Genomic DNA, 20,163 nt, shown 5'->3' with positions numbered 1-20,163 from the left:
GAAGCGATTGCTGTACGGTTATTGCGGGTTATTGCGGCAAAGCGAGCTTGATCAGCTGATCGGGGGTAGCGTCCGCCTTCGGCAGATCGCCGACCACGCGGCCTTCCTTCATTACGATCACGCGATCGGCTACACCGATGACCTCGGCCAGGTCGCTCGAAACCATGAGCACCGTGCGGCCGGTCTCGGCCAGTTCATAGAGCAACTCGTAGATCTGCGCGCGGGCACCGACGTCGATACCGCGCGTCGGCTCGTCCATGACGAACACGTCGATCTTCTCGGCCAGCCAGCGCGACAGGATGACCTTTTGCTGATTGCCGCCCGAGAGCTTGCCGATCGGGGTATCGCCGTCGCGTGTCTTGATCGACAGTTTGGCGATGTAATCGTCGGTGAGCTCGCGCTCGCGCCGCTCGTTCAGCATGAACCGGGCGATGTTGAAGTGCCGCCGCGCGCTGATGTTCAGGTTGTCCGCCACGGAGGCGATCGCCACGATCCCTTCTTGCTTGCGATCCTCGGGGCACAGCGCAATGCCCGCGCGCACCGCATCGCGCGGCGTCGAAAACGAAACGCGCTTGCCATTCAATTCGACATGACCGCCGCTCGGCTTCACGGCCCCGCACACGAGCTTCATGAGTTCGGAGCGCCCGGCGCCGACGAGACCGAAAAAGCCGACGATCTCGCCGCGGCGCGCCGAGAACGAAGCGGGCTCGGAAAGACCCGGCCCCATCAACCCCTTGGCTTCGATCATCACGTCGCCGCTCGGGCGCGGCCGGTAGCCGTAGACGTCGCGAATCGAGCGGCCGATCATGCAGCTGATCAGCCGGTCGCGATCGAGGCCTTCGACGGCATCGAACGTCTCGATCGAATGGCCGTCGCGGAAAACGGTGACGCGATCGCACAGCTCGTAGACTTCGTCCATGCGATGCGTCACATAGATGATGGCGCGACCCTCCGCGCGCAGCCCGTCGATGATCTGAAAGAGCTGTTTGGTTTCGCGCGAGGAAAGCGAGCTCGTCGGTTCGTCGAACGCGATCACGCGAGCGTCGCGCATCAGCGCCTTGCCGATCTCGATCATCTGACGCTGACCGATCGACAAATGCTTGACCTGTGTGTTCGGATCAATCCGTTCGCCGAGCCGCGTGAGCGTGTCGGTGGCGCGTGCCATGAGCGCACGCTCGTCGAGCACGCCCAGCCGGCTCGGCAACTGCCCGAGCATCAGGTTTTCCGCCACCGTCAGTTCGGGCACCAGATGCAGTTCCTGGTAGATGATGGCGATGCCGGCATCGATGGCCGCCTTGGTGCCCGAGAAACGCTGCTCGACACCGCCCAAGCGTAACGTCCCGGCCTGCGGATCGTTCACACCCGAAAGAACCTTGAGCAGAGTCGATTTGCCCGCGCCGTTTTCCCCCATGAGCCCGTGAACTTCGCCCGAGCGCACGTTCAACGAAACGCGGTCGAGCGCGAGTACGCCAGGGAAGCTGACCGTGATGCCGTCGAGCTCCAGATAAGGGGAGGCGGCGTCGCCGGGCGCCCGTGCGGGCGCCGCGGCTTCGGCGATGTCGTTCGCGTTATGCATGCCTTTAGATCCCGAGTTCCTTGCGCACGTCTTGCCAGTTGTCGCGCGTCATCAGCTTGCCCGTCGTCTGGGTGTCGGCCGGCGGCTGCTTGCCGTTCTTGATCCAGTTCACGAGGTTTTCGGTGCTGTCCTTGCCGTGGTTCGTCGAGCTGACGGCAATCGTGCCGTAAAAGCCCGTCGGTTCCTTCTTCTGGAACTCGGCGAACGCTTCGCCCGCACCGTTGATGCCCACGCCGATCACGTCCTTCGACGGAATGTGCACCTGCTCGGTGGCGCGCACGCCGCCCAGCACCGTCTCTTCGTTCAGCGCGTAGATGACCCACTTCTTGATGTTCGGATGCTTGGAGAGCACCGGCGATGCCGCGTTGAAGCCGCCTTCGTCGTCGGTCGTCTTTTGCGGGGCGTCGAAGATGTTTTCCTTCTTGAAGCCGTTGTCGAGCAGCGTCTTCGTCGCGCCATCCGTGCGCAGCTTGGCCGTCGGCAGTTCATAGTCGGTGATGCGGATCGCGCCGACTTCCTCGGGCTTCCAGCCGCGCTTTTTCATCTCGTCCGAAATCGCCTGGCCGACCTGATTGCCGATCTTGAACGCCGACATGCCGAGGTGGGGCACATCCGCGAGCGGCTTGCCGGCCGAGTCGACGAGCTGATCGTCGACGGTCACGAACTTCATGCCGTACTTCTTGGCGCGGGCCTTGATGGCCGTGCCGAGGCGAACGTCGGGCGCGCAGATCACGAAACCCTTCGCGCCTTGTGCGCCGAGGTTGTCGATGGCGGCCAGTACTTTTTCACCATCGGGCGTGCCGATGTTCACCACCGAAAAGCCGTCTTGCTTGCCGAGCGCCGTGGCAGCCTTTTGTTCGTTGATGAACCATGCCTGCTCGGGCATCTTCACGAGAAAACCGATCTTGAGCGGCTCTTCCGCCTTGACTGCGCTTTGCATGGCGAACGGTGCGGCGAACGTCATCGCCACGGCGGCGCACAACGTGAAGCGGCGAAGCTTGCTGGTCATACTTGTCTCCTGGGTGTCGGTCTCGATAGACCGGTGGTGTGGTAATACGTCGATCAACGCCGCTTGTTGCGGCTTTCCTCAACTCGGTTCGTTGGTTTGGGATTCGGGTTGGCGTTCGTTTATTCAGTCGACGAACGGTTCGACCTCGCGCCGCGTGCCGAGCAAGAACGCGTCGGCGACATGGCGTAGCGGACGCACATCGACATCCTCTTCGCCACGCTCGATCAATTGCCGCCAATGTGCGTAAAGCGACGGGTATTCGCGTTCAGGGCCGACATCGACAGGCTTGCCGTCGATCTCGAGCGTTTTGCCGCCCGCGTCGATGCGCAATCGGCTGACGTTCGTGGTCACCGCAATCTGCCATTGCTCGGTCGCGCCATAGCGCCAGTCGAACTCAGCACGCACGGGCGCACCGTGCTCGTCGGCGAAGACAAGGCTCGCCGCGATGGGCGTTTGTGTGTTTGACGGAAAGTGCAGCGTCGCGGCGTTGAGCACGATTTCGCGCGGCAAGATGCGCGTTACGATCGACAACGCGTTGATGCCCGGGTCGAATACGCCGAGGCCGCCGGGTTGCCAGATCCATTTTTGTCCAGGGTGCCATTTGCGTACGTCCTCTTTCCAGTTCACAACGACAGCCTGGATCTCGCGCGAGGCGAGCCACGCGCGCGCAGGCTCCACGGCCGGCGCGTGGCGCGAATGCCAGCTCGCGAACAGCGTGCGGCGGGCCTTGCGCGCCAGCTGGCGCAGCACCTCGATCTCGTGCAGGCTCGCGCCGGGCGGTTTTTCGAGCATGACGTGCTTGCCGGCTTCGAGCGCCGCGCGTGCCTGCGCAAAGCGCACCTGCGGCGGCGCGCACAGTGAAACCGCATCGAGATGCGGCTCGTGGGCCAGCATCTCCTCGATGGTCGAATAGTTGTGTACGCCTTCGACTTCGGCATGGCGGCTCGCGCAGGCCACGAGCTCGAAGCCGGCATCCGCGGCAATCGCCGGCAGATGCTGGTCGCGCGCGATCTTTCCGATGCCGACGAGGCCCAACTTCAGTGTGTGACTCATGAATCGTCTCGCCTGTTTGCTTCTTACCGGCCCCAGCGCAGTGCAAGCGGGTTCGCTTCGCGCGCCAGCTCGAGCAGCTCGGCGCGTGTCGCGCCCGCCAACGCTTCGAGCGGATGGCGCACGGCGTCGCTCTTGATCACGCCGCCTTCCATCATCACGGTTTTGGTGGCGCGCAAGCCGCACTGGCGGTTTTCGTAGTTGATGAGCGGCAGGATGCGCGCGTAGCCTTGGCGCGCTTCTTCGCGTCGCCCGGCCCGGAAATCGTCGAAGACTTCCCGGATCAGGTCGGGCAGCAACGCGCTCGACATCGTGCCGGTTGCGCCGGCATCGAGGTCGGGCATCAGCGTGATGGCCTCTTCGCCGTCGAACGGCCCTTCGATGACGTCGCCGCCCGCGGCGATCAATGCGCGCAGCTTGGCCGCCGCTTGCGGCACTTCGATCTTGAAGTAGCGCACGAGCGGCAGCTCGCGCGCGATACGCGCGAGGAACGGCACGCTGAGCGCCACGCCCGAGAGCGGCGCGTCCTGAATCATGACCGGCACGCCTGCCGCTTCGGCGACACGCGCGAAATGCTCGAACATCGCCGCTTCGTCCACGCGCATCGTCGCGCCATGGTAGGGCGGCATGACCATGATGAGGCTCGCGCCCGCCGCTGCGGCACGCCGCGCACGGTCGGCCGCGATGCGCGTCGTGAAGTGGCTGCAGGTGACCATCACGGGCACGCGGTCAGCCGTCTGCTCGAGACAAACGTCGATCAGCGTATCGCGCTCGGCGTCGGTCAGCGCATATTGCTCGGAGTAGTTGGCCAGAATGCAGATGCCGTCGACACGCTGGTCGACCATGCAGTCGATCACACGGCGCTGGCCGTCGAGATCGAGGTCGCCCGATTCGGTGAACGGCGTCGGTGCGACAGGAAAGAGACCCGAGAACGGTCGGGAAAAGGTCACCACAATTCGACTCCTGGTTGAAAGCTATCGGATGTTCGCCTGAGCGGGTAGCGCGCGCTCGTTCAGACTCAAGGGCAGGGCGCCTTCGTCCGAGGGGCGGGTTTCGTCGACGGCGGCCGCATGGCCGCCCAATCCCGAGCCGTTTGCCTTGCGGCGCGCGGCCTGCCGCTCGATTACGCGCTGCAGCAGGCAGAACACGCAGAGCAGCGCGCCGATGACGATGCGGGTCCACCACGAACTGAGCGTACCGTCGAACGTGATCAGCGTTTGAATGGTGCCGAGCACGCCGACACCGAACACCGAACCGATGACATAGCCGACGCCGCCGGTAAGCAGCGTGCCGCCGATGACGGCCGCGGCAATGGCGTCGAGTTCCATGCCTTGCGCCTGCAGGCCATAGCCCGACAGCACGTAAAGCGTGAAGACGAGACCGCCGAGCGCGGAACACAGTCCGCCGAAAGCATAGACGCCGATCTTCGTGCGCGCGACGGGCAAACCCATCAGCAGTGCCGACTTTTCGTTGCCGCCGATCGCATAGACGTTGCGGCCGAAGCGCGTAAAGTGCGCCACGTAGATCGCCACTGCCAGCATGGCGAGCGCGATCAACGCACCCGCGTTGAGATCGCCGCTGCCGACCGGTACATGAAAGCTCGCCAACGCATGAAACGATGCTTCATGGATTTCGATCGACTGTGTGGTGATCAGAAAGCACGCGCCGCGGGCGAGGAACATGCCCGCCAGCGTGACGATGAACGCTTGCAGCTTGAAAAAATGGATCAACGCGCCCATCGCGGCACCGTATGCGGCACCGAGCACGAGCACGAGCGGCGCAATGGCCCAGACCGGCCAATGCAGCCGTTCGGAGAGGATCGCGCAAAGAATCGTCGTGAAGGCCACCACGGCCCCGACGGACAAGTCTATGCCGCCCGAGACGATGACGAACGTCGTGCCGATCGCCACGATCAGCAGGAACGCGTTGTCGACGAGCAGTCCGACGAGGACCTGTAGCGAACCGAAGCCGGTGTACATCGCCGAGCCAAAGCCGAACAGCGCGGCAAAGAGGATGACGGTAACGGCGATCGGCAGCGTGCGCGGATCGATGAGTCGCTGCAATACGGCTCTCATTTGGCCGCCTCGTTGACAGGTTTGACGCGCGCCAGCACGACCGCACGTCCGATGAGCCGGACGATCGTTTCGCGCGCGCTTGCCGATTGAATGATGCTCACGAGCAGCACGACGATCGCTTTGACGACGAGCGTCGCTTCGGGCGGCACGCCGATGGAATAGGTCGTGTAGGTGAGCGTTTGAATGATGAGCGCGCCGAGCACGGTGCCGGCAAGCGAGAACCGGCCGCCGAGCAGCGAGGTTCCGCCCAGCGTGACGGCGAGGATCGCATCGAGTTCGAGCAACAGGCCCGCGTTGTTGCCGTCGGCGCTGCGCACGTTCGAACTCGTGATGACGCCGGCGAGCGCGGCGGCCAGTCCGCAAAACACATAGACGCCGAAGACGATCGCGCTCGCGCGCAATCCGACGAGGCGCGTTGCCACCGGATTGATGCCGATCGCACGAATGAAGAGCCCCAACGCCGTGCGATTGATGAGCAGTGCGGTGGCCGCCGTCGCGCCGGCCGCGATCCAGACGGAGCAGGGCACCGCGGCGAGATAGCCGCCGCCGAGCGTCAGATAGCTGTGCGCCGAGATCGGAATGATCTGCCCGCCCGTCAACAACTGGGCGATGCCGCGGCCGGCGACCATCAGGATCAGCGTCGCGATGATCGGCTGCATGCCGACGAACGCGACGAGCAAGCCGTTCCATGCGCCGGCCACGAGCCCGACGCCCAGCGCGGCCGCCACGGCACGGCCGACATGCGTCGGATCGTCGGCCAGCAACATGGCCGCTGTGGCGCCGGCGATGGCGACGACGGTCCCGACGGAAATGTCGACGCCGCGTGTGGCGATGACGAGTGTCATCCCGAGCGACACGATGGCCAACGGGGCCGCACGGTTGAGAATGTCGATGGGTGCGCCGAACAGATGTCCGTCGAGCATCGTGATCGCGAGGAAATCGGCGCGATGCGCGACGTCGAGCGCGAACAGCAGCACGAGCGTGAGCACGGGCCACAGTAGGGGGTGCCGCAAAGCGGCCCGAAGGGCAGTACCGATGCGTGCTGTCATGACGCGTTGCCTCCGGCGATGAGCCGATAGACTTCGTCTTCGTCGAGCTTTTCGCCCGCGAGCTCGGCGACCTTGCGCCGGTCGCGCAGCACAGCGACGCTATGGCTTACGCGCAACACCTCGCTGAGTTCGGATGAGATCAGCAGGATGCCGAGGCCTTTCGCGCACAGGGCAAGAACACGGTCCATGATGTCGAATTTGGCGGCGACGTCGATGCCGCGCGTGGGTTCGTCGAGAATCAGCATGCGCGGCTCGATGGCGAGCCACCGGGCCAGCAGCGCTTTTTGCTGGTTGCCGCCCGAGAGCAGTTCGATCGGTTGTTCGGCATCGCGCGCGCGGATCCCGAGCGACGCGATGTATTCATTGGCGATGCGCCGCTCTTTCGCGCGCCCGAGCGGGCGCCACCAGCCGCGCCGCGCCTGCAGCGCCAGCACGATGTTTTCGCGGATCGAGAGCGCGGCGACGATGCCTTCCTTCTTGCGATCCTCGGGGCAGTAGCCGATGCCGTGGCGCACCGCATGCCGCGGCGAACCCAGCTTGACGGGTTTGCCGTCGACAGTCACGGTGCCCGTATCGGCGCGCTCGGCGCCGAACAGCAATTGCGCCGTTTCGGTGCGGCCCGAGCCGAGCAGGCCCGCGAGACCGACGATCCGTCCCGGCTCGATCGACAGATCGACGGGATGCAACAGTCCGCGGCGTCCTACGCCCTTCATCTGAAAGCGCGCCACGTCGGCGCTGTCGGCGGGCGCCTGCGTTGCCTGGCGGGCTGCGGCGTTGGCCTGCCGCTCAGCCATGCGCGTGTCGCCGACCATCTTTTCGACGAGCGTATCGACGGGCAGATCCTTCGCCAGATATTCCCCTTCGCGCTCGCCGTTGCGCATGACGGTGATACGGTCCGACACAGCGTAGGTCTGTTCGAGAAAATGCGTGACGAACAGAATGGCCATGCCGGAACGCTTGAGCTTGCGAAGCACGTCGAACAGCCGTGCGACTTCGCTGTCGTCGAGGCTCGACGTCGGCTCGTCGAGAATCAGCACGCGCGCATCGACCGATACTGCGCGCGCGATCGCCACCATCTGTTGCACGGCGATCGGGTACGTGTCGAGCGACTTGGTGACGTCGAGCGACACGTTCAGCTGTGCCAGCGCCGCTTCGGCTCCTTTGCGAATCGCTTTCCAGTCGATGGCGCCGCGGCGCATCGGCTGGCGGCCCGCGAAGATGTTCTCCGCGACCGACAGATTCGGACAGAGATTGACCTCCTGGTAGAGCGTCCGGATGCCGGCGGCCTCCGCTTCGAGCGGCGCCGCGAAGTCCACGGGACGCCCCTCGATGCGAATTTCGCCGGCATCGTGCGGATGCACGCCCGTGAGCACGTTGATCAGCGTCGATTTGCCGGCGCCGTTCTGGCCCATCAGCGTATGAATCTCGCCTGCATACAGATGCAGATCGACATTGCGCAACGCCTGTACGCCAGGAAACGACTTGGAAAGGCCGACGGTTTCGAGCACGAGAGGGCCGGTCATGGGCATTCGCTCAAGCTTGGGTTCTCAGGGCCTTGCGGCGCGCCGGATCAGTATTTACGCTGCGGCAGGACCTGCGCCGCGACGTTCATCGGGAACACCGTTTCGTTCGTCACGATGCGCTTGGGCAGTTGCTTGCCCGCAACAATGTCTTTGACGGCCGACATCAACTGCGGTCCGAGCAGCGGGCTGCACTCCACGTCGACATTGATCTTGCCGGCGATCATCGCCTGGAAGCCGCCCTTGGTGGCATCGAACGACACGACCTTCACGTCGCTGCCGGGTTTGATGCCGGCTTCCTCCATGGCCTGGATCGCGCCGAGCGCCATATCGTCGTTGTGCGCATAGACGACGTTGATCTTCTTGCCGTAGGTCTTGGCGAACGCTTCCATTACCTGCTTGCCGCCCGCGAGCGTGAAGTCGCCGCTTTGCGACGCGATGATCTTGAACTTCGGATCCTTCTGGATGATTTCCATCAGGCCGGCGTGGCGATCGTTCGCGGGTGCGGAGCCCACCGTGCCTTGCAGCTCGGCGATGTTGATCGGGCCCGGGTTGTCCTTGTACGTTTCCTCGAGCCAACGGCCGGCGCGACGGCCTTCTTCGAGGAAGTCCGAACCGATCATCGTCACGTACAGATCCTTGTCCTTCACGTCGATGTTCCGGTCCGTCAGCACGACCGGGATATGGGCGCGCTTCGCTTCTTGCAGCACGGGCTCCCAGCCCGATTCGACGACCGGCGAAAACGCGATCACATCGACTTTCTGCGCAATATAGGAACGGATCGCCTTGATCTGGTTCTCCTGCTTTTGCTGCGCATCGGAGAACTTCAGATTGATGCCTGCATCCTTCGCGGCCTGCTTGACCGAGACGGTGTTCGCTGTGCGCCAGGCGCTTTCCGCGCCGACCTGCGCGAAGCCCAGCGTGATTTTCTTGTCTTCGGCATGGCCCGCAACGGCGGCCGTGAGAAGCGTGACGGTAAACAAGGCCTTAAGCGTCTGGCGTACGGTGCGTCTCATCTGTGTCTCCGGTTTCTCTTCGTTTGTCTTTGTTGCTTGCGCCTATCCCCGGTTCGCTTGCGCAGACCCGGAAATAGCCAAACTATAGGCATCGAGTCATGCGGGCGCGATTAGCGTTTTCCCCAGATCACGAAACCCAATAGTCATGCTATTTCTGTGTGGTCGTTGCGAGAAGTTGGCGCGCCAAACGGTGCATTCTCGCGTAAATCGCAGACCGAGGGGCATTGACGGCTCGACCAAAAGTTTGGGTTTCTCAAATAGTGGTCAGCCCTCGGCAGTCCCGATATAGTATTACTACTTACAGAATTTTATCGAACAAGCTATGACCGACAAACGCGCTAAGCTCCGTTCCGCCCAGTGGTTCGGCACGGCCGACAAGAACGGCTTCATGTACCGCAGCTGGATGAAGAACCAGGGCATTCCCGATCATGAGTTCCAGGGCAAGCCGATCATCGGCATCTGCAACACGTGGTCGGAGCTGACGCCCTGCAACGCGCACTTTCGCAAGCTGGCGGAGCATGTGAAGCGCGGCGTCTTCGAGGCGGGCGGATTTCCGGTGGAATTTCCCGTCTTCTCGAACGGCGAGTCCAACCTTCGTCCCACGGCGATGTTCACGCGCAACCTTGCGAGCATGGATGTCGAAGAATCGATCCGCGGTAATCCGATCGACGCCGTGGTATTGCTGGCCGGCTGCGACAAGACTACACCGGCGCTGTTGATGGGGGCGGCGAGCTGCGATGTGCCCGCCATTCTCGTGAGCGGCGGCCCGATGCTCAACGGCAAGCACGAAGGGCGGGACATCGGTTCCGGTACGGTCGTTTGGCAATTGAGCGAGCAGGTCAAGGCCGGAAAGATCTCGCTACACGAATTCATGTCGGCCGAGGCCGGCATGTCGCGTTCGGCCGGTACCTGCAACACGATGGGTACCGCCTCGACGATGGCCTGTATGGCCGAAGCGCTCGGAGTGACGTTGCCCCACAACGCAGCGATTCCGGCTGTCGACTCGCGCCGCTATGTCCTGGCCCATCTATCGGGCATGCGTATCGTCGAAATGGCGCTCGAGGATCTGCGCCTGTCCAAGCTGCTGACACGCGAGGCATTCGAAAACGCCGTGCGCGCGAACGCCGCGATCGGGGGCTCGACCAATGCCGCCATCCATCTGAAGGCCATTGCGGGGCGCATCGGCGTGCCGTTCGAGCTCGATGACTGGACGCGCATCGGGCGTGGCACGCCGACGATCGTCGATCTGCAACCGTCGGGGCGCTTTCTGATGGAGGAGTTCTATTACGCGGGCGGCTTGCCTGCCGTGCTGCGCCGGCTCGGCGATGCGGGCCTGCTGCCGCACCCGGATGCGCTGACGGCCAATGGCCGCTCGATCTGGGAGAACTGTCAGGAAGCGCCGCTCTACAACGCCGAGGTGATCCGGCCGCTCGACAATCCGCTCGTCGCGGACGGCGGTCTCTGTGTGTTGCGCGGCAACCTCGCTCCGCGCGGCGCGGTACTCAAGCCGTCCGCCGCCACGCCTTCACTGTTGAACCATCGCGGCCGCGCCGTCGTCTTCGAGAACTTCGACGATTACAAGGCGCGCATCGCCGACCCCGATCTCGATGTCACGGCCGATTCGATTCTGGTGATGAAGAACTGCGGACCGAAGGGTTATCCCGGTATGGCCGAAGTCGGCAATATGGGGCTGCCGCCGAAGATCCTCGCGCAGGGAGTGACCGATATGGTGCGGATATCCGATGCGCGCATGAGCGGCACCGCCTATGGCACCGTAGTTTTGCACGTGGCGCCCGAGGCACGCGCGGGCGGCCCGCTCGCCATCGTACGCAACGGCGACTGGATCGAACTCGATTGCGAGGCCGGCCGACTGCACCTCGATATCTCGGCGGCGGAGATGACGGCGCGTCTCGCCGAATGGAGCGAAACGCTTCGCGCGGCGCCTGCCGATGCGAGCGGTTATCGCAACCTCTATGTCGACCACGTATTGCAGGCGGATGAAGGATGCGACTTCGATTTCCTGGTTGGCTGCCGCGGTGCTGAAGTGCCGCCGCATTCGCATTGAAGTTGACGGCGGCATCGAAAGCATCGACGATCTACGGGCATCCAGGGGTCAGAATTTGTGACGGATGCCCGTCACCGCCATCCATTGCGTATGGCTGCTCGAGGGGCCCGAGGCGCCCTCGATCTGTGCGACGGCGTTCGTGGCGCGCTGATACAGCAAGTCGGCGTAGACGTCCGTCGATTTCGAGAGGAAGTATTGCAGACCGGCCGTCGTCTGCCAGTAGTGCCAAGAATCCACCTTCCCGTTCGTCGATACATTCGTATACGTTTCGCCGAGCGCAGCGTGCAACGCGGGAGTGACCCGGTAGCGCAGGCTCGCTTCAGCGTTCTGGTAGGTCCGGTACTGGTTCGCCGGCGTCAGCTCGAAGCGTGTGTTCGTGTACATCAAACCGACGCTTGCGTCGCCGATGTCGTACAAACCTCCCGCGCCATAGATGCGCTGCCGGCTGATCCCTTTGAGAAACGTAAAGTAGTTATCGGACGGAATGGCGCCCGTCGTATCGGTGGCCGGATGATCGAGCATCACGTAGGCCGCACCCAAATGCCACGGTCCATTCGCATAAGTTGCGCCGACGCTGTAGGAGCGATTCGTCGCGAAGTTGCCCGCATTGCCCGACAGCGCATACATCGCGTTGATCTGCAAACCGCGGAAGTTCGGCGTCACGTATTTGATCGAGTTGTCGGTGCGAAACGTGTTGTTGATATCGTCGACGTCGAAGGGATGCGTTGCGTATTGAACGGTATCGCCGGCAACTTGCAGGGGCTCCAGGGAGTCTTGCGCCGCGTTGTACTGTCGGCCGAGCGTCAATGTGCCGTAGCGATCGCTCGCCAGGCCCACCCACGCCTGGCGTCCGAAAATGCGCCCGTTGGCGCTCGCCGTGCCGTTCATTAAATTGAAGCCGTTTTCCAGGCGGAACACCGCGTGGTTGCCGCCACCGAGATCTTCCGTGCCAAGCAGGCCCCAACGCGAGCCTTGTTCGTTGCCGGCCGTGGCCTGATAGTTCGGCTTGCCGCCCTGATTGCTGGTGTAAGTGAAACCGCCGTCGACGATGCCGTACAGCGTGACGCTCGACTGGGCATGTGCCCCGCCGGCCGCCAGGCCGAAACCGACGATGGCGAGCAGTGCCGCCGGAACTGTCTGTTTGCGCATGGTGCTTTTCCTCTTGGTATTGGACTTGCTGTTGAAAATCGGCGTGCGGCGAACCGCGAATCGTCGTATCGGCACGGATGCGCTGACCATCGCGGAAAACGCGGGCGAAAAGCGCCCTCCGACGCCGCGCTGAACGCGGCGCCTCGATGCCTGAAACGAAGCGGTGCCGGGGGTTTGCTAGGTGGTATTGCGGCTCGACCGCCGATGCGGCGGCATTGCTTGGAGCGATGCAACCGGAACGAGCGGCAGCACGACGTGCGACGCCTGGCCCGCGCCGAAATGCACGCTATTCACCGCGACGCGTGGCGTACGCGCCAGCGCGGGCGGTTCGCCGCTATTCGGGTTGACGTCGAAGTGCGGGAAATTGCTGCTTGAAACGTCGAGCCGGATCCGATGCCCGCGTCTGAACAGATTCGCCGTGGAGAACGGTTCGATTTCGATCGCGTAGATGCGCCCTTTTTCGAGGGGGCGCGGCGCTTCCCATGACGCGTGAAAGCGGCAACGGAAAATTCCATCGGTCAGGTTCATCGCGTAGCCATGCGGGTAATCCGCATTGGGCGGATAGACGTCGATCAACTTGGCAGTGAAGTCGGTATCGGGCGCATCGGAGGAAATCCATAGCTTGACGACGATGGGTCCGACCACCGCGACGTCTTCTTCGAGCGGCCCGGTCTGAAAGACGAGCACGTCGGAGCGTGCCGAGAGCGGCATGCCCGGGTGCCGCGTGCCGAAAAAGCGCGGGTCCTCGCGCTGATCGAACGCGCCGCCCTCGAACACCGGCGCGCCCGACGTCAAGGCACCACCGATCGTGGGCACCGGATTGGACGGGTCGAACGCGTACGAGGTCTCGGACGGCTGAGCATGCAATGCGTCGTCCGACTCGCAAAGCGAACCGTCGGGCGTCAGGTAAAACGGCGTGAAACGCGTGCCCGGAAGCGGCCACTGCGGCGAGCCGATCCACCGCCCGCCGTGCTCCATGCGGCCCTGCGGATTGCGCGTGCCGCTACCGCCGCCCATCACGAAAATACGCGCGACAGCATCGGCGGATTCATGCGGCGTATCCTGCGGCTTCAGCCAGCGGTCGAACCAGTCGGCGCGAAACCTCAGCCAGTCTTCCGCGATCTGGCCTTCGACAACCGCCTCGGGCCCGAATTCGACGTCGCCGCTGTACGAAACGTTGCGGTCGCCGTGCAGCCATGGCCCCATGATCAGATAGGTCGGGGCGCCGGCGGTCCCGGACAGCGCGGCGAAGTTCTCGAGCGTGCTGCGCACATAGGCGTCGTACCAGCTCGACATCAGCACCGTTGGCACGCGCGTCATCGTCCCGTAATAGCCTTCGGCATAAATGCCCGGCTGTTTCCAGTAGTCGTCGAAAACGTCGCGCGTCCACTGCTCGAACAGATAGCGCTCGTATTCCGGCACCACCGCCAGCGGCGAGTGCCCCGGCCGCCAAGGAATCCGCCCAAACCATTCACGCAGATCGCTCGCGTTCAGCGCCGCCGCGACGAGCGGATTCTCAGCGGCCACGCTGTTCTTCGCCCGGTTGAACGCCCACGTCGCCTGCTTCAACTCGAAGGCGCCGCCCTGGCGGATACCGCACCGATAGCCGTTCGCGAAGCCGCCCGAGTCCAGCACCATGCACGCGAGCCCCGGCGGATTCAGGCAGGCCGCGGCGAGTTGCGTATGCGCCGCGTACGACAGTCCCATCGTGCCGACCTTGCCGTCCGACCAGGGCTGTCGCGCGATCCATTCGATCGTGTCGAAGCCGTCCGGCCCTTCGGCAACATACTTCGTGAATGTGCCCTCGGAGTGATAGCGCCCTCGACAATCCTGCAGGACGACAACGTAGCCGCGCGCGGCGAAGTAGCGTGCTACATCGGCGCGATTCGCGGGCGGCCGACCGTGATGGACTTCCGAGCGGGAGATGTCGGATTTTCCATAGGGCGTGCGTTCGAGAATCGCGGGCAACGGCGCATCCTCGCCGAGGCGGTAACCCAGGGGGAAGTACACATCGGTGGCAAGCCGCACGCCATCGCGCATGGGCACCATGATGTCGCGAAGGGGGGCGAGCGTCGAATCGGCGGGAAGCGCTCCGTTACGCAATGAAGCATCAGTCATGTCGAGTCTCGATGAAGAGCAGCGAAGTGCGTTCAGCTTTGTTTGGATGAAAAATGACGCCGTCGCGTGCCGCCCAATAGTCCACGGGAAAATAAAGCGGCACGATGCCGTAGTCCCCGAAGCCCGCCTGCGCGGCGTTTTGCAGCAGTTGCTCGCGCCTCGCGGGATCGAAGGTCGCGGCGGCTTCGCGCAGCAGCCTGTCGAGCGTCGGATTCGAATAGCGAGTGCGGTTGAAGGCACCGGTGCCCGCTTCGCGCGAGTAGCTCGCCAGCACATTGGTCAGCCCGATCGCGGAATCGCTCGTCGTATTGCCGAAACTAAAGATGAATGCGCTATAGCTGCGTCGCGCGGCGGCGCCGGCATACACGTTGTAGGGCCGTGTGACCACATCGTTCACCGTGATACCGCCGCGTGCGAGCATTTGTCCCAGTGCTTGCCCAAGATCGCCATCGCTTGCGAACCGATCGTTCGACGAATGGATCGTCAGCCCGAAACCCTCGGGATAGCCGGCCTCGGCAAGCAGGCGCCGCGCGCCCGCGGGGTCGTATCGGTCCGGCCTGAGCTGCGGGTCATGACCGCCCATGCCCGGCGGCACTATTTGCGCGGCCGGCAGCCCCGCGCCGTTGAGCAGATGCTGGGTGATCGCGTCGCGATCGATCATCTTCGAGATCGCCTGGCGCACGCGGACGTCGCGCAGTGGATTGCGAGCGACGCTTGCCCCGTTGGCGGCAGTGACGAACGGCGAGGAATCGCGCGACGAATCGAGCGCGAGATAGATGAGCCGCGCGGATGGACCGGAAAAGAGCGTCACGTTTCGTTCGCGGCGCAGGCGATCGATGGTGACCGGGGGGACGTTGTCGATCAAGCTGACGGAGCCGGAGAGCAAAGCCGACAGTCGGGCCGCGTCGTTCGACATGAAACGGATCGTGCAGGTGTCGAAATCCGGCCGCTTGCCCCAGTAATAGTCGTTACGTACGAGCTCCAGACGATCGCCCGGAATCCAGCGGGCGAGACGATAGGGGCCGGTGCCGACCGCGATCGCGGGCAGGCGGTAGTCTTCGCTCGCGTGCCCCGCGGTTGCATGCCGCGACACGATATACACGAGCCCTATCTGCTCCACGAACGCGGGTGACGGCGTCTTCGTCAGGATGCGCAGCGTCAGCGGGTCGACGATCTCGATGCGCTGTATGTTGGCCACGGCCCCGGAAAAAGGCGCGGGACTATTGGGCACCGATCGCGCGCGGCGCAGCGAATACGCGACGTCGTCCGCAGTCATCGGCGAACCGTCGGAGAATCGTACGTTCGGGCGCAGGTGGAATTCCCACGTAAGCGGATCCACGGCGCGCCACGACACCGCAAGTCCGGGCCGGATCCGCAGATTCTCGTCCTGCTCGATCAGCCTCTCGAACATGTTTTCGGCGGTCTGCATATTGTTCTGCGTGCGCGAGAACAGCGGGTCGAGCGACGACGGCTCGGAAGCGAGGGCCATCGTCAGCGAACGAGCCTGTGCAATGGCGGACGAACCGGAAAACATCAGCGCCCACACCAATGCGATCGTGGCCGATCGCCTCACTTCGCGTCGGCGCATGAATGAAATCACTGCGTTCATTGCACCTCCACCAGATGACATGCGACCTCATGAGCGCGGCCGCTCGAACGCAGCAGCGGACGCTCGGTGCGGCAACGCTGCGTTGCATGGGGACAGCGTGGGTGGAAATGACAGCCGTCGGGCGGGGCGAGCGGCGATGGAACTTCGCCTTGAATCGACTCGAATTGCCGCTTGCGATTCGACAGACGCGGCACTTGCGCCAGCAGCGCGATCGTGTACGGATGTTGCGGATGGGCAAACAGTTCGACGGTCGGCGCGGTTTCGACGATGCGGCCGAGATACATGATCGCAACGCGATCGCTGATGTGCTCGACCACGCCCAGGTCATGGCTGATGAACAGATACGTGAGGCCGAGATCGCGGCGCAGTTGCACGAAGAGATTGATGATCTGCGCCTGGATCGACACGTCGAGTGCCGCAATCGACTCATCGCAGATCAGAAAATCGGGCTTCACCGCCAAGGCCCGGCCGATACCGATGCGCTGACGCTGGCCTCCGGAAAACTGATGCGGGAAACGATCGCGGAACTCGGGATTCAGTCCGACGCGTTCCATCACGTCCACGACATAGGCATCGAGGTGTTTTCGCTCCACGAATCCGTGTACGAGTGGCGCCTCGCCAATGATGTCGCGCACGCGCTTACGGGGATTCAGCGATGACAGCGGGTCCTGGAAAATCATCTGCGTGGCCAGCCGGTGCCGCGCAGTGGGGCGGCCAGCGCGAACGCCGTCGGGCGCACTGCTGAGCGCGGACGGCTCGGCAGTTTTCTCGATTGTGCGGATCGAGCCGCTCGACGGTGCACCGATTCCGGCCAGCAGCCGGCCTAGCGTCGATTTTCCACAGCCGGACTCGCCGACGAGGCCGAGCACTTCGCCGCGATGGATCGTCAGGCTGACGTCGTCGACTGCGTGGACGACGTGTTCCGCGGCGCGCGCGCCGAGCCAGCCGGCGATTCGCTCCGCGTAATTCAGACGACGAACGAAGCGGCGCGACACGTGGTCGACCTCGACCATCGGCACCATGACGTGGGGTGCGTTCATGCGCGCGCTCCGGAACGTGGATGGAAACAACGGTATCGATGAACGGCTTCCCCGCTGACCGGGGGCACCGCGCTGCGGCACAGCGCGGTGGCATGGGCGCAACGCGGTGCGAACGCGCAGCCCACCGGCAGATGGAGCGCACTGGGTGCGATACCCGGAATTTGTCTCAGCATCTCGCCGCGGCGCGCTTTTTCGGGTAGCGAATCGATCAGCCCGATCGTGTACGGGTGGCGCGGTCGTTCGAGAATCTCGTCGACGCTGCCGGTCTCGACGACGCGGCCGGCGTACATCACGCAAATGCGATCGGCGAGTCCGGCGACCACCGCGAGATCGTGGCTTATCCATACCATCGCCGTGTGCGAGCGGGCGCACAGCTTCTGCATTTCGGCCAGAATCTGCGCCTGGATGGTGACGTCGAGCGCCGTGGTGGGCTCATCGGCAATGATCAGCTCCGGGTCGTGCAGCAGCGCGATGGCGATCGCCACACGTTGTCGCATGCCGCCTGACAATTGATGCGGATACGCACGCAGTCGCTCGCCCGGCGACGGTATGCCGACCGACGCGAGCGCGTCCTGGGCACGTTGCCGCGCTGCATGCTTCGATAGGCGCGTGTGGGCCTGCACCGCCTCGATCATCTGTGTGTCGATGCGCAGAACCGGGTTCAGGGTCATCATCGGATCCTGAAAGATCATCGCTATGCGATTGCCACGCAAATGGCGAAGCGCGGCAGGCGTGAGCGTGGTCAGATCTTCGCCTTTGAACAGCACGCGCCCGTCGACAATTCGCCCAGGTGCGTCGATCAAGCCGAGTACGGAAAAGCCCGTAATCGATTTGCCGGAACCGGATTCGCCGACGAGCCCGACGATCTCGCCCGGCGCGACGTCGAAACTCGCGTCGTCGACGGCTTTCGCGATACCGGCCCCCGTGAAGAAATAGGTGCGCAGATTCTGAACGGACAGGGTGGGGGGTGACATGCGAAATCCTATTTCTGAAGACGCGGGTTCAATGCTTCGCGCAGGCTGTCGCCGACGATGTTCATGCTGAAAACGAGCACGAGCAGCAGCAGGCCGGGGAAAACGCTGATCCAGTAGAACCCGGCGATCAATTGCTGATAGCCGTTCGCGATCAGCAGACCTAGCGAGGGCTGCGTGACGGGCAGGCCGATGCCGAGAAAGCTCAATGTGGCTTCAGCCGAAATGGCGGCGGCAATCTGTACGAGGGCAATGACGATGACGGGCGGAAGGCAGTTCGGCAGCAACTGGCTGAACAATGCGCGCCTGTGGCTCAAACCGAGGCACAGCGCGGCCTCCATATATTCCTTGCGGCGTTCGACGGCGGCGACTGCTCGCACGGTGCGGGCGAAATAGGCCCATTGCACGGCGACTAGCGCGAGGATCACCTTGTCGACACCCTGACCGAGAATGGCAAGCATCATCAGCGCGACGAGAATCGTCGGAAAACCGAGCGTGAGATCGACGGCTCGCATCACGAGGGTATCGACGTGACGGCCGAAGTACGCGGCGACGAGGCCCAGCGTCGTGCCGAGCGTCATCGCGAAAACGCCGCTCAGCAGACCGACTCCAAGGCTGATGCGTAGCCCATACATCATTGCGGCGAACATGTCGCGCCCAAGCGCATCGCTGCCGAGCAGGTACAGATGGCCACTCGCGCCACGCGTACCGGGCGCGAGGCGGCCATCGACGATATCGAGCGAGGCAAGATCGTACGGATTCTGCGGCGCGATCCAAGGAGCAAGTACAGCGATGGCAACGAGCGCAAGACAAATGCAGGTCGCGACAGCGACGGCCGGCTTGCCGAACAGACTGCGCAGCACGATGCCGAGCGTCGTATTGCGATCGATACGCCACGAAGGAAGAGTCGCGCTGCCTCTCATACCGCCTCCAGCCGCGCGCGGGGATCGAGCAGCGAATAGATGATGTCGACGACGAGGTTCAGTACCGTGAACATTGCGACCACGATCAGCAAATAGGCAACGATGACCGGACGATCGAGCTTCGTGATGCTGTCGATGATCAGTTTGCCGACCCCCGGCCATGCGAAGATCGTTTCCGTCACCGTAGCGAATGCGATCAACGAACCGAACTCCATGCCCACGACGGTGACGATGGGAATGAGGATGTTCTTCAGGACATGGACGAAGATCACTCGCCGCTCGCGCAAGCCTTTGGCCCGGGCGAACTTCACGTAGTCGAGCGGCAGCGTTTCGCGCACGCCGGCGCGCGTGAGGCGCGTGACGAGCGACATCTTGAAGAGCGACAGATTGAGTGCCGGCAGCAGCAGGTGCCGCAGGCCGTCCCACGTCGCGAGGCTGGTGTGGATACCGAACAGCGTCCCGGGTTGGCCACGGCCGGCCGACGGTAGCCAGCCGAGCGTCACCGAAAAAATCAGCACGAGCATGATGCCTTGCCAGAAGTTCGGCAGGCTAAAGCCGAGGATCGAGCCCGTCATGACCGTGCGATCGAGCACGGACCCCGCCCTCAGGCCGGCGATGAGACCCAGCGGCAGACCGACCATCAGTGCGAGCAGCAGCGCTACGACCGCCAGTTCCAGCGTTGCAGGCAGACGTTCGAGAATCAGCTGGATCGACGGTTGATTGAATACGAAGGAGCGGCCGAGATCGCCATGCAATGCTCGCCCGACGAAATGCAGATACTGTTGCCAGAGCGGTTGATTCAGCCCGAGCGATTGCACGGCCTGCGCGATTTCGGCCGGTGTCGCGTCGGCTGGAACCAGAATCGCGATCGGATCGCCGATGGCGAACACGCCGCAGAAAACGAGCACTGACGTAAGCAGCAACACACCGATGCTCTGCGTTAGCCGCCGGATGATGAAGGCGATCATTGCGTGCGGAACCTCAAATGATGAA

General features: G+C 63.5%; 16 protein-coding genes. 1 reads left to right on the top strand and 15 read right to left on the bottom strand.

The window, feature by feature from the left end; all coding sequences use genetic code 11:
- Positions 1–28: 28 nt before the first annotated feature.
- The 8 genes from araG to ACO1XS_RS09015 form a co-directional block, all read right to left on the bottom strand.
- The gene (gene araG, locus ACO1XS_RS09050; RefSeq protein ID WP_486390483.1) at positions 29–1,576 is read right to left on the bottom strand and encodes an L-arabinose ABC transporter ATP-binding protein AraG; all 1,548 of its coding nucleotides are present in this window, start codon (positions 1,574–1,576) and stop codon (positions 29–31) included.
- A 4-nt stretch (positions 1,577–1,580) separates the two neighbouring features.
- Positions 1,581–2,585 (bottom strand): arabinose ABC transporter substrate-binding protein, encoded by a 1,005-nt coding sequence (locus ACO1XS_RS09045; RefSeq protein ID WP_331569430.1) that lies wholly within the window; start codon positions 2,583–2,585, stop codon positions 1,581–1,583.
- A 123-nt stretch (positions 2,586–2,708) separates the two neighbouring features.
- The gene (locus tag ACO1XS_RS09040) at positions 2,709–3,638 is read right to left on the bottom strand and encodes a Gfo/Idh/MocA family protein (RefSeq protein WP_331569431.1); all 930 of its coding nucleotides are present in this window, start codon (positions 3,636–3,638) and stop codon (positions 2,709–2,711) included.
- Positions 3,639–3,661: 23 nt separating this feature from the next.
- Positions 3,662–4,588 (bottom strand): dihydrodipicolinate synthase family protein, encoded by a 927-nt coding sequence (locus tag ACO1XS_RS09035; RefSeq protein ID WP_331569432.1) that lies wholly within the window; start codon positions 4,586–4,588, stop codon positions 3,662–3,664.
- Between the two features lie 21 nt (positions 4,589–4,609).
- Positions 4,610–5,710: a galactofuranose ABC transporter, permease protein YjfF gene (gene yjfF / locus ACO1XS_RS09030; protein WP_331569434.1), complete on the bottom strand. Its 1,101-nt coding sequence runs from the start codon at positions 5,708–5,710 to the stop codon at positions 4,610–4,612.
- Positions 5,707–6,759, bottom strand: a complete 1,053-nt coding sequence (locus ACO1XS_RS09025; protein WP_331569436.1) for an ABC transporter permease — start codon at positions 6,757–6,759, stop codon at positions 5,707–5,709. Before ACO1XS_RS09025 ends, yjfF begins: the two co-directional genes overlap by 4 nt.
- Positions 6,756–8,282, bottom strand: coding sequence for a sugar ABC transporter ATP-binding protein (locus tag ACO1XS_RS09020; RefSeq protein WP_331569438.1), 1,527 nt, complete (start codon positions 8,280–8,282; stop codon positions 6,756–6,758). Before ACO1XS_RS09020 ends, ACO1XS_RS09025 begins: the two co-directional genes overlap by 4 nt.
- Before the next feature lie 47 nt (positions 8,283–8,329).
- Positions 8,330–9,295 (bottom strand): ABC transporter substrate-binding protein, encoded by a 966-nt coding sequence (locus ACO1XS_RS09015; RefSeq protein ID WP_173259983.1) that lies wholly within the window; start codon positions 9,293–9,295, stop codon positions 8,330–8,332.
- Positions 9,296–9,617: 322 nt separating this feature from the next.
- On the opposite strand from ACO1XS_RS09015, the gene ACO1XS_RS09010 reads away from it, so the two are divergent.
- The gene (locus ACO1XS_RS09010) at positions 9,618–11,360 is read left to right on the top strand and encodes an IlvD/Edd family dehydratase (RefSeq protein ID WP_331569440.1); all 1,743 of its coding nucleotides are present in this window, start codon (positions 9,618–9,620) and stop codon (positions 11,358–11,360) included.
- Between the two features lie 48 nt (positions 11,361–11,408).
- On the opposite strand, the gene ACO1XS_RS09005 is transcribed toward ACO1XS_RS09010, so the two are convergent.
- The 7 genes from ACO1XS_RS09005 to ACO1XS_RS08975 all read right to left on the bottom strand — a co-directional run bounded on the left by ACO1XS_RS09005 (position 11,409) and on the right by ACO1XS_RS08975 (position 20,138).
- A complete protein-coding gene (locus ACO1XS_RS09005; RefSeq protein WP_486390482.1) occupies positions 11,409–12,509 on the bottom strand; it encodes a porin in 1,101 nt (366 codons plus the stop codon).
- A gap of 177 nt (positions 12,510–12,686) precedes the next feature.
- Positions 12,687–14,627: a CocE/NonD family hydrolase gene (locus ACO1XS_RS09000; RefSeq protein WP_486390481.1), complete on the bottom strand. Its 1,941-nt coding sequence runs from the start codon at positions 14,625–14,627 to the stop codon at positions 12,687–12,689.
- Complete coding sequence (locus ACO1XS_RS08995) at positions 14,620–16,236, bottom strand: ABC transporter substrate-binding protein (protein WP_486390480.1); 1,617 nt, start codon at positions 16,234–16,236, stop codon at positions 14,620–14,622. Before ACO1XS_RS08995 ends, ACO1XS_RS09000 begins: the two co-directional genes overlap by 8 nt.
- Entirely contained in the window at positions 16,233–17,276 is a 1,044-nt protein-coding gene (locus ACO1XS_RS08990; RefSeq protein ID WP_486390479.1) for an ABC transporter ATP-binding protein, read from the bottom strand. Before ACO1XS_RS08990 ends, ACO1XS_RS08995 begins: the two co-directional genes overlap by 4 nt.
- Positions 17,273–18,250 carry an ABC transporter ATP-binding protein gene (locus ACO1XS_RS08985; protein WP_331569450.1) on the bottom strand — a complete coding sequence of 326 codons (978 nt, stop codon included), beginning with the start codon at positions 18,248–18,250 and terminating at the stop codon, positions 17,273–17,275. Before ACO1XS_RS08985 ends, ACO1XS_RS08990 begins: the two co-directional genes overlap by 4 nt.
- 8 nt (positions 18,251–18,258) lie before the next feature.
- Positions 18,259–19,170: an ABC transporter permease gene (locus ACO1XS_RS08980; protein WP_331569452.1), complete on the bottom strand. Its 912-nt coding sequence runs from the start codon at positions 19,168–19,170 to the stop codon at positions 18,259–18,261.
- A complete protein-coding gene (locus tag ACO1XS_RS08975; RefSeq protein WP_331569454.1) occupies positions 19,167–20,138 on the bottom strand; it encodes an ABC transporter permease in 972 nt (323 codons plus the stop codon). Before ACO1XS_RS08975 ends, ACO1XS_RS08980 begins: the two co-directional genes overlap by 4 nt.
- Between the last annotated feature and the right edge of the window lie 25 nt (positions 20,139–20,163).

Source organism: Trinickia sp. (genome assembly GCF_057351765.1).
This window is presented reverse-complemented; position numbering and strand designations above follow the sequence as displayed.